12 protein-coding genes are annotated in these 9,389 nt (G+C 32.1%); 5 read left to right on the forward strand and 7 right to left on the reverse strand.

The features are described 5' to 3' along the window. The first annotated feature begins 137 nt into the window (after positions 1-137). Both ACUN0F_RS01175 and ACUN0F_RS01180 read left to right on the forward strand, forming a co-directional pair. A complete protein-coding gene (locus tag ACUN0F_RS01175; protein WP_046955775.1) occupies positions 138-1,010 on the forward strand; it encodes an Rpn family recombination-promoting nuclease/putative transposase in 873 nt (290 codons plus the stop codon). A gap of 285 nt (positions 1,011-1,295) precedes the next feature. Then, a complete protein-coding gene (locus ACUN0F_RS01180; RefSeq protein ID WP_327975198.1) occupies positions 1,296-1,805 on the forward strand; it encodes a DUF4367 domain-containing protein in 510 nt (169 codons plus the stop codon). Between the two features lie 316 nt (positions 1,806-2,121). Here the strand turns inward: ACUN0F_RS01180 and ACUN0F_RS01185 are convergent, their stop codons facing one another. Beyond that, entirely contained in the window at positions 2,122-2,922 is an 801-nt protein-coding gene (locus ACUN0F_RS01185) for an ADP-ribosyltransferase (protein WP_046955777.1), read from the reverse strand. 591 nt (positions 2,923-3,513) lie between these two features. Between ACUN0F_RS01185 and ACUN0F_RS01190 the strand changes: the two genes are divergently transcribed. Further along, positions 3,514-3,996 (forward strand): thioredoxin family protein, encoded by a 483-nt coding sequence (locus ACUN0F_RS01190; protein WP_445539027.1) that lies wholly within the window; start codon positions 3,514-3,516, stop codon positions 3,994-3,996. A gap of 39 nt (positions 3,997-4,035) precedes the next feature. Further along, a complete protein-coding gene (locus ACUN0F_RS01195; RefSeq protein ID WP_445539028.1) occupies positions 4,036-5,181 on the forward strand; it encodes a DUF418 domain-containing protein in 1,146 nt (381 codons plus the stop codon). A 454-nt stretch (positions 5,182-5,635) separates the two neighbouring features. Here ACUN0F_RS01195 and ACUN0F_RS01200 read toward each other — a convergent pair whose 3' ends face one another. Together ACUN0F_RS01200 and ACUN0F_RS01205 are read right to left on the reverse strand one after the other, a co-directional pair. After that, positions 5,636-6,319: a lysostaphin resistance A-like protein gene (locus ACUN0F_RS01200; RefSeq protein ID WP_445539029.1), complete on the reverse strand. Its 684-nt coding sequence runs from the start codon at positions 6,317-6,319 to the stop codon at positions 5,636-5,638. A gap of 628 nt (positions 6,320-6,947) precedes the next feature. Continuing rightward, positions 6,948-7,178, reverse strand: a complete 231-nt coding sequence (locus ACUN0F_RS01205) for a hypothetical protein (protein ID WP_445539030.1) — start codon at positions 7,176-7,178, stop codon at positions 6,948-6,950. Between the two features lie 141 nt (positions 7,179-7,319). Here ACUN0F_RS01205 and ACUN0F_RS01210 point away from each other — a divergent pair, with 141 nt between their 5' ends. After that, positions 7,320-7,514 carry a hypothetical protein gene (locus ACUN0F_RS01210; protein ID WP_000095757.1) on the forward strand — a complete coding sequence of 65 codons (195 nt, stop codon included), beginning with the start codon at positions 7,320-7,322 and terminating at the stop codon, positions 7,512-7,514. Positions 7,515-7,659: 145 nt separating this feature from the next. Here the strand turns inward: ACUN0F_RS01210 and ACUN0F_RS01215 are convergent, their stop codons facing one another. From ACUN0F_RS01215 to ACUN0F_RS01230, 4 genes are all read right to left on the reverse strand, one after another. Beyond that, positions 7,660-7,839 (reverse strand): hypothetical protein, encoded by a 180-nt coding sequence (locus tag ACUN0F_RS01215; RefSeq protein ID WP_098902009.1) that lies wholly within the window; start codon positions 7,837-7,839, stop codon positions 7,660-7,662. A 129-nt stretch (positions 7,840-7,968) separates the two neighbouring features. Next, positions 7,969-8,274, reverse strand: a complete 306-nt coding sequence (locus tag ACUN0F_RS01220) for a DUF2325 domain-containing protein (RefSeq protein WP_033703472.1) — start codon at positions 8,272-8,274, stop codon at positions 7,969-7,971. Continuing rightward, positions 8,265-8,648, reverse strand: a complete 384-nt coding sequence (locus ACUN0F_RS01225; RefSeq protein WP_445539031.1) for a hypothetical protein — start codon at positions 8,646-8,648, stop codon at positions 8,265-8,267. Before ACUN0F_RS01225 ends, ACUN0F_RS01220 begins: the two co-directional genes overlap by 10 nt. A 165-nt stretch (positions 8,649-8,813) precedes the next feature. Next, entirely contained in the window at positions 8,814-9,389 is a 576-nt protein-coding gene (locus tag ACUN0F_RS01230) for a hypothetical protein (RefSeq protein WP_046955790.1), read from the reverse strand.

The raw sequence follows: 9,389 nt of genomic DNA on the forward strand, positions 1-9,389 counted from the left end.
ACGCAACTAATCTGTTAATTATGTATGGTGTCAAACAAGCTCTTATGTCAATGGATATAAGAGCTTGTTTGCATATGGATTACTCTTTTATGTACAATGAAAGAAAAACATCTTATGAGATGGGGAGAGGAAAACCCATGTCCAACCAACAATTAGTGAATTTACGCATTGATTTTGCTTTTAAACAATTATTTGGCACAAGTGGAAATGAAGATATTCTAATTGCTTTTTTAAATGCTATGTTACAAGGTTCTTTAGAAGCCCCTATTGCTTCCTTGCAATTAGAAGACCCACACTTGCATCGAGAACATGAAGAGGATAAATTATCGATTTTAGATATTTCCGCAACATTAGATACGGGAACAAAGGTAAATGTAGAAATACAGCTAAATAATAATCATGATATGATTAAGAGAAGTTTATATTACTGGGGAAGGCTATACACATCCCAACTTCAAAAAGGAATGCCATACAGCTCTCTTCATAAAACAATTACGATCAATTTGTTAAATTTTGTTATGTTTCCTGAATACGAGGCATTCCATACAACAGGAATCCTATGGAATCAGCAACAACAGAAGGTATTGAGTAGTGATATCGAAGTTCACATCGTGGAGATTCCAAAACTCATGCAACAGTGGCGAAATGAACAAGTCAATCCCTGGGAGGATTCATTTGTTCGTTGGTTATTATTACTTCCAGCAAATGAAGATGAAAAATTAACCCAAACATTGGAGGATATTGCGATGAACCAAGACCCAATTTTACAAAAAGCAATGAATAAATGGGAACGTATGAGTCAAGATTCTTCTTTCCGACAAGCGTATGAAGCAAGGGAAAAAGTTCTTATGGATGAGGCCGCAAAATTTGCTCATGCAGAACAAAAAGGGATTGAAAAAGGGAAAATGCAACTTATTCGTGGTATGCACAAAAACGGAATGCCAATAGAAGATATTGCAAAGTTTACAAATTTACGTATAGAAGAAATACGAAACATTTTACAAGCCTAAATGATTAAAAATAACACCTACAAATACTGTAGGTGTTATTTTTGTGAAGCCTCCATTATGATAATAAGAAGGAGAGGAAGCACTTTAAATAAGTGTTTTCCTCTTTTGATATGTACCTGTGACCTACAGATTGCTCTTCAATAATAATTATATATCGGTTCAATAATATTTGGTTTCAAATTTTGCTCTTTAATTGGAGTTCCTCTGTTGCTGATCCTAATTAGTATAAAGTTTCTAATGGAATCTAATGCTATTAGTAAAATTCGTTGTAGTAGGAGATAAAATATGCAAAATATTGTTTTCAAGTTAATGATTGCATTGTTTGTGTTCATGCCAGGGAGCCAGTTTAATATCGATGCTTATGCTGAAAGTATGGAAGTAGTTAATAAAAGATTTTCTTTGGATGAATTAAAAGGAAAGACTTCTTTTAATTGTTTTATTCCTAAGAAGATAGCTAAAGATTGGAATATAGAATTAAAATATCCAGAACAAGTACATAAAAAGATGGAGAAAGTACAAATACATTTTTTGAATAGAGCAGGAACGCAATTAAAAGTTGCAATTATTGAAAGTGCGGCAACAGGCAATGATATTCAACCTGGGGAACATGGAGAAAGAGTGAAAATAAACAAAATAAATGGTGTCTTTCATCCGTTAACACCAACAAAACGGATGAAAGATCTTCAAGGTGGCCAATTGATATGGGTACAAGATGGAACACTGATTACCTTATTTAGTTCACGAATTTCTAAGCAGGAATTAATGAAAATAGCTTATTCAATGCAGAAGTTATAAAAAAGAGCCACCTTGCATTGCTACATAAACTATTCATAGTCGTAGAAAATAAAATTACACAATAATTTTTTACATCATTAAAAATTTATTAATATATGTTACCTATATACGGGGATCCCGCCCATTGCAAGAATCCATTAAGTTCATCTATAAAAAATGCACCTCAATAAGTCTAGGGGTACTTTTTTACAAAGCATTACTTTCAATATAAACAGGAAGTGTATACCCATTAATTAGCATTGGAGCAATTAATGAACAAGCCCAAACATCCCAGTAAATCTTTTTTCATAATTCTTCATCTGCAAGCTTTATTAAACTATTTATTTACCACACTTGCATCAACTTTTACAATCAGTTTTCCTTTTTCAACAATTCCTGAAACTTTTTTTATTTTTAATGAAGCATTTCTTGGTAATATTAATTCCGCATATTCATTTCCCATATATACAGCATGTGTTCCTTTTGGAACTTCAATATCCATACGAATTGTTTTTGACTTTTCTCCTAGATATTTATCAAGAATAGCTAGTGACGTACTTGTAAAACCTTTGTCTTTAACAGTTTTCCCTTCAAACTTTTTCTTGAATTTTTCAATTGATTCTTTATTAACTATAGTTTCTTTTGGGTTTTTTGGATCTTTGGGAAAAAATGTCCCCGGGGCAATTCCAAACTGTTGTTCATCTGTATATCTATATACCATAATTATATCTGGTACACTAGCAGTGTTTTGTTTAAATACTTTATCCATCTCTGCAGCGTATTCTTTTGCTACTTTTACATACTCTTTAGGATATCCATCTACTTTCCCTTCTCTTAAAGCTTGATTAATCCTTGTTCCATTTTGCTCATAGTTATTAAAAGCTTCTTTTGCTTTTGGTGTTACTACAATTTTATCTCTATGATTAGGAAGGTTCTTTCCATAATTTTTTGCTTCTTTTTCTTTGTCTTTAAAATCTATCAATTTATCTAAAAATGTATCAGTTTTTTTTGTAGATTCAATAGAAGAAATAGGATAATCGAGAGTTGAACTTTGCTCCATTGCAGATGCTACATTAGCTGTTCCACTCATAAGAACTATAGTAGCTAGACTAAAAAAAGCAACTTTTTTACTTAACATGTGAATTTCCCCTTTCAATGTCTTTAATATTTTTCAATTAGCTAAAACAATACAGCACTTAATCTTTTGTGTAAATATTAAGAAATTTATAAATATTATTTTGAATTTTAAGTTTGTTTAAAATTCAAAATAATATTTACTAGTACTAACATTGTAGATATTGATTTAGCGGTAAATGAAAAATCTTTTCAAAAAAACTTCCCCTTAAAAAAACACCTCAAAAGGTACACCTTTAGATATAGTATATTCTTTGCAGCATAAACTACTTCAAAAGGTATCAAAATGTACTTAAGCCACACTTCATAAGTATACACACTTTTGGAGATATGTTTGTTGGATGATTTTATGATTAATAGAGGGGAATTGTGTCCCTAACAGTTGGATACAGCACAGAGAATCCCCTTATTGTGTTGTTTATTGTTTTTCTTTCAAAATTCTTATAGCACTCTATATGAATCTTATGTTATTATAGGGATAGAAAATTTGTTTCCATTGTTTATACTCTATTGTACGTAGCGTGAAGGACAAACCTTACGCCCTGTTAACTCGGGCGAGGTTTGTCCTTTTTTTTACTTTAAGGAGGAATTTACTATGAAAAAAATCTACAAAATCGGAGCAGTTATAACAACTTTATGTGTTATTGGTATCACGATCTTTACTTTAACTAAAAATGAATCAGTCAAAACAGAAATAGTAACACCAGAAAAAACAATTGTATCTGCTGCAGATGTAAAAGAAGCACCTGAAAATATAAAAGATATTTCAAAAGAAGAATTAAATCAAAAAATAAAATCCCATGAAGAGTTCATTGCGTATTACTATCAACCTACCTGTCATTTTTGTAAAAAAGCTGCACCAGATATACATAGTATGTCAAAAAAGCATGATAGAACCATCTATCGTATTGATATCTCTACACCAGAAAATCAAAGTGCCTTTCAAGAGTTCGACATTCCAGGTACTCCAGTTGTTGTAGCTTATAACAGAGGTGAAGAAGTTGAACGTCTAGAAGGAGCCGTGTCAGCTGCTACATATGATGGATTCTTTGCAAGACGTAATTCGAGCGCTAGCTAGTATAGTGCTCGTTTTTCTTTGTATGAAAGGAGAATTAACATGCAACAAAACGCTCGTATTCAATCTTTAGACATAATAAGAGGTATGGCCATACTATGTATCCTTTTTGCGAATCTACCCACTATGACGGGGCTAGATCCCTTTAATCAGGCAGGTTACTCCGGTACAGATAAAGCAATTCGTTTTTTAGTAGATTTGTTTATACAAGCAAAGTTCTACACTATTTTCGCATTCTTATTTGGCGTAGGGTTTTATATCTTTATGAAAAATACAGAAGCAAAAGGATACCCCATGTATAAGTTGTTTATTCGCAGACTGTGTATTTTATTAGCCTTCGGTTTACTTCACTTCACCTTTCTATGGTATGGAGATATATTACATGCGTATGCTATAGCAGGATTTATTCTATTGTTCTTTTATAAGCGATCTACTAAGCTTATTTTTATAGCTGGTTGTAGTTTCTTAACGGTTAGTTATGTATTACATATTATTGTATTTTTACGAGCAAGTTCTTCTATTCCTGAAGTGCCAACTTACTATCAATATATGTTTACAGGCAACACTACCAACCACACAGTAAATCTATTTACACATTATTTATATCAAGTAAAAGCACGTTTGTTTTTTCTGATGATAGAGGAACCCCAACAACTACTAATTGGAATTCCAGAATATATAGGCTTATTTTTAATCGGCTTATGGGCTGGTAAGAAAGATATTTTTAAAAGAGTACCGGAATTAATAAAGAAAATTAGATTTTTACAGTGGAGTTCATTATGCATTTCATGTCTTCTCTCTTGTCCTATTACCTACTACTTTATAAAAACAGATGTCTATTACTCTCAGGATATACAACTATGGATTCTATTTGGAGGAAAAACGCTAGCTATATTCTACATTTGCACTCTACTTAAAGCTTGTGAGATTAAAAAATATATAGAATGTCTGCAACCTTTTATGATCATTGGTAAATATGCTTTAACGAATTACATTACCCAAAGCATACTTACGCTTGTCATTCTTTCGTGGTGCTTTAAAGATGTCTCACACATATATTACTGGCAACTATGTATCTTCGGGTTTTTAATTATTTTTGTACAAATTATATTCAGCAAGATTTGGAGTAAATATTTCCGTTATGGTCCTATTGAGTGGGTATGGAGAAAAGGAGTTTACAAGAAATAGGGAGCACTATATCATTCTGATCCTATTAAGCAATAAAAAAAAGCGAAAAATCTTTCAACAGATTTCGCGCCAAAAACAGATAAAAGATACAATCACTAGAAACATAGGAGAGTGTTTCACCACTCATCATAAACCATATCTTTACATTTTTGTGTTAGAATTTAAAATTATGTAAATATTCATCATTTTATTTTGTACTTTCTTTTCATTTAAGTTATACTAAACTACAAAGAAACAACTCTCCTTTAGGCCGTCAATCATTATGCTAACAAAACACACACCAAAAAAACCAATTCCCGTGTAATGGAATTGGTTTTTTTGTGCAATTCAGTCAATACAGCAACTTGAACCCACATTTTCAAATGTAATCTTATTAAGATTACCATAATTTTTAAAATCATAAACGTAAAAAAACTAAATTACTAGTAAGTTGCGCGTATCCGCTGCTTTTTCATCAAGAAATCTGGAGTATAACAACAATTAAGTTCATACTAGCATGAACAACAAATGATACTAGTAACCTATTAGTACGCACATATACTACAGCAAGCACAAGTCCAATGAAAAAATATCCAAATATAAATGGAAAGTCAAAATGCATAATAGAAAAGAACAATGAACTTATTAATATACTCCAAGTTTGTTTAAACCTTCGCGTTAAAATATTTATGGCCGCATAACGAAAAACAAACTCTTCTACTAAAGGTGCAAGAAGAACAATTGAAATAAGTGCCACAGGGGATAATGCAGCAGCAGCAACTGTACTAGACGTATTTGCTGATTGCGTAGTTAGCTGGAATACACTCTTATCTAAAAGACTGCCAACCATCTGCCCAACAAATACTACTATGATCCCAACTAAAATTCTTACGAATAAATTTCCTGATAATTTAATCGATAACTTTGGATCATTCATCAATTCTTTACTAAATATAAGAAAAATGATTATTAGCGTAAGTGAAAATCCAATTAGTTCCCAATGCACAAGAAGTTGTTGGATAGCTTGCTGTTGGTTTCCCTGAATATCATACCAACCTGTCTTCGCAAGCAATTGGACACCTATAATCCCAACAAATTGAGTCATTATAAAATATATAAGTATGATATAACCTGATTTATGTATATTACTATTATTCATGTTTATGTATTTACCCTTCACTTTTTTTATTTAAATAACGATTTTATTAATATCGTTGTTTCCCTATTTAAAGATTCGCGTTAGAATAACCTCACATCAATCTTTTTACTTTCACTTTAAAGATGATGCTTCAATTGTGGTCCTAGTTTACTAGGGCCTTTTTCATTAAGGAAAAATTGTATTTGAATCCATTCACTGATTTCATGTTTTGGCATACATTACTACTACCTTTCTAAATAATGTGAGCTCGTCACTTTCATTATAATTAGGTATAAGGAGCGCTATCGATTAGCGCTCTTTTTATGTTTAAATAAAAATTTTGTTCAACTTTTTGAATTTATATTTCATCTAACAACCCATCGTTCCTGAATTCTTTTATATTCCTCACTATCTTTTAGCTCTTGTAATGCTGGGTCATTCCTATCGATAATCGCATGTCCGCAAGCGCACTCCCAATGCATTGTTGTTTCACCTTCACAAACAAGGCATTCCGGAGTTTTGTATTCAGGAGCTTGATAGTCTTCTCTATCCTTATACGTTGGATACACTTCTTTGAAAAAAGACTTAACTCCCCTATCTGTCATTGAAGCTATTGATTTACTAATAACATCAAACCCTATTTTTCTGATTAAGAAGTCAACGCGCTCCTTCCTGTTACTTGGTATCTTCTCGTTCCTGTCATCACTGCCTTCAAATGTTGCAATCTTCTTTTTACTTGTACTCGTTTATAATGAATTGTTTTTTCCCGTTCAATCAGATCACCGTTCGATCTTTGAAATAAATAACAAGACCGTGTAAATGTTCTGCATTTTAAAACTTGTCCATCCCGGATATCTTCGTAATAACGCCCTTCTTTCATACGCTCACCTCTTTCTCCAAAATAACTATTTTATTGAATTTCTAAATTCACAAAGTACTAACTTAATACCATGAGGTCATACATATTTATTGAATACATTTTAAGTTCTTATAGCATCAAATAATTTAGGAGTTGATTAATATGTCAAGTAAACCGCTAGTTATAACGCTTCCTCCTATATCAAAAACTAAAATTACATTTTATTCTTCTTCTGGCCAAGTAATTAACCACACTTTTTTAACGAATGAAACTTCAGAACCTATCGCAACGTTTGCATATTGTCCTATAGACTTTGAAAGATTTGAAACTAAAAGAATGCCAGTCCTTATAAAATAATTTTTCATTCTCATTTACGAATAATCTTTTTTGCATTACACAAACTATCTACGAGTCAGCTTCCCATGGCTACACTCCAGACTGTTTTAGATCACGACAGGTAACTTAAGTCAATTACTTGCCATTTTCTATTCAAATAACGCTTTTATTCAGTTTTATTTTTATTATTCTTGTATTCAACATCAGTTATAATTAGTGATTCACATCTATTGCAACCGATAGTACCGTCTCTCATTTGAAACCAGTGATACTGTTCTTCTTCCTTACATTTACAACCTCTTTCTCTTGCTATCTCTCGCATTTCTTTCTTCTTTTTTGTTGTCATTCCAATCCACCACGCTTTTCTACAAAATTCAAATTTTAGTAAGTTAAGCAATTACTAATTTGATAAAAATCTTATATAATGATTAAATGATTTAATGCCCAAACAGTTATCTCAGACTACCTACTAAAATCAAGCCGCTTGCAGATGTTTTAAACCCATTTCTAATGCACCGGTTCCACCAAACCCTTGATTAAATAATAGTGGGACATCATACTTCTTTGCGTACTCTTTTGCTACATCAATAGATACATGTCCACATGCACCTTTTTGAATGACAATAACATCGCATTTTTTTATCACACTTCGAAACGTTTTCTTTACGCCACCGTGATTTTTCCCATCATGGAAAATAACCTGGCAGTCTCTTTTTTTGGCCAACTTCTCTAACGTTCTTCCATTTGATCCACCTAAAACTAGAATTGTACTCATTCCCATTCATTCTCCTTATCTTTCTTCTTTATATATGTACTTGGTGATGTTAATAACACAAGTGTACAAGCAACAATATTCATTAAAATGAAACAAACTATTAATAAAATAATGAAAAGCGGGGACAACAAGATGAGAATAAAGCCACTTACTACCAAACAGATGAAAATAAAGCCATTGCTCATATCTTCATAACCATCTAATCCTTGTACAATATTCAAACTATGCATCCATACTGTGATACTATCCCAATTTTCTATTAACAGATAGCCACCACCCAACAGAAAAGCCCATCCAAGCAACGTTCCTAATAATCCAGAATTTCGTCCTATATAATATCCCGAAACAAAATTCGCAGCTGTTCCAATTAACATTCTCATTTGTATCCCTCCATATTCATTTCATTTTATCGCTATATACAAATTTCATTTAACCATGGTTTTATTATATCAGAAAATTATGAATATTCAATAAATATTTTTAGGTACTCTTTATTTTTTTATAAAAGGGTTGTGTTTTTTTCTTCCACAACCCTCATTTCCTTCTTAATCCACAGGTACTTCTTCTTGTCCATGTGGAATTTGTTCAATTGGTGTTACAATTTGTGCATATTTGTTTACCTGTACTTTAAATTGTCGTGGTTCTAAGAAATTTACCTGTTGAATTAAAACTTCAATATGAAACGTGTCTACTTTTTTTCCACGGTCAATTTTGGTAATTCGCGCATTGTAAAACTTATCCCCATTTAGGAAATATCGTTGTACAGCTTCTGTAGCCAGCATACGCTCATTGCTTGTCATTTTCATTGGTTCAATACCAAATCCAGCCTTTGTAAACAAATACGGAACATCATAACTACTATTAGAAATTTTTCGTAGTAAATCCTCTACTGTTTTTGTTTTCGCGATATATTCCTCTTCTTTTGTATCAAATCCTTTTGGTTTATCTCCAAGCATCTCTATTTCATCTTGATTTACCTGCTCTTCCTCTTGTACTTGTGATTTCATCATGTAACGATGAATAGTATTATAGGTAGCAACGCCTACTACTAACACAATAATCCCCAATATAACTAAGTACTTACGAGGCAGATTCGCTAGCACATTTATGACTTTCTTCAT

The organism is Bacillus sp. 1A (assembly GCF_052682215.1).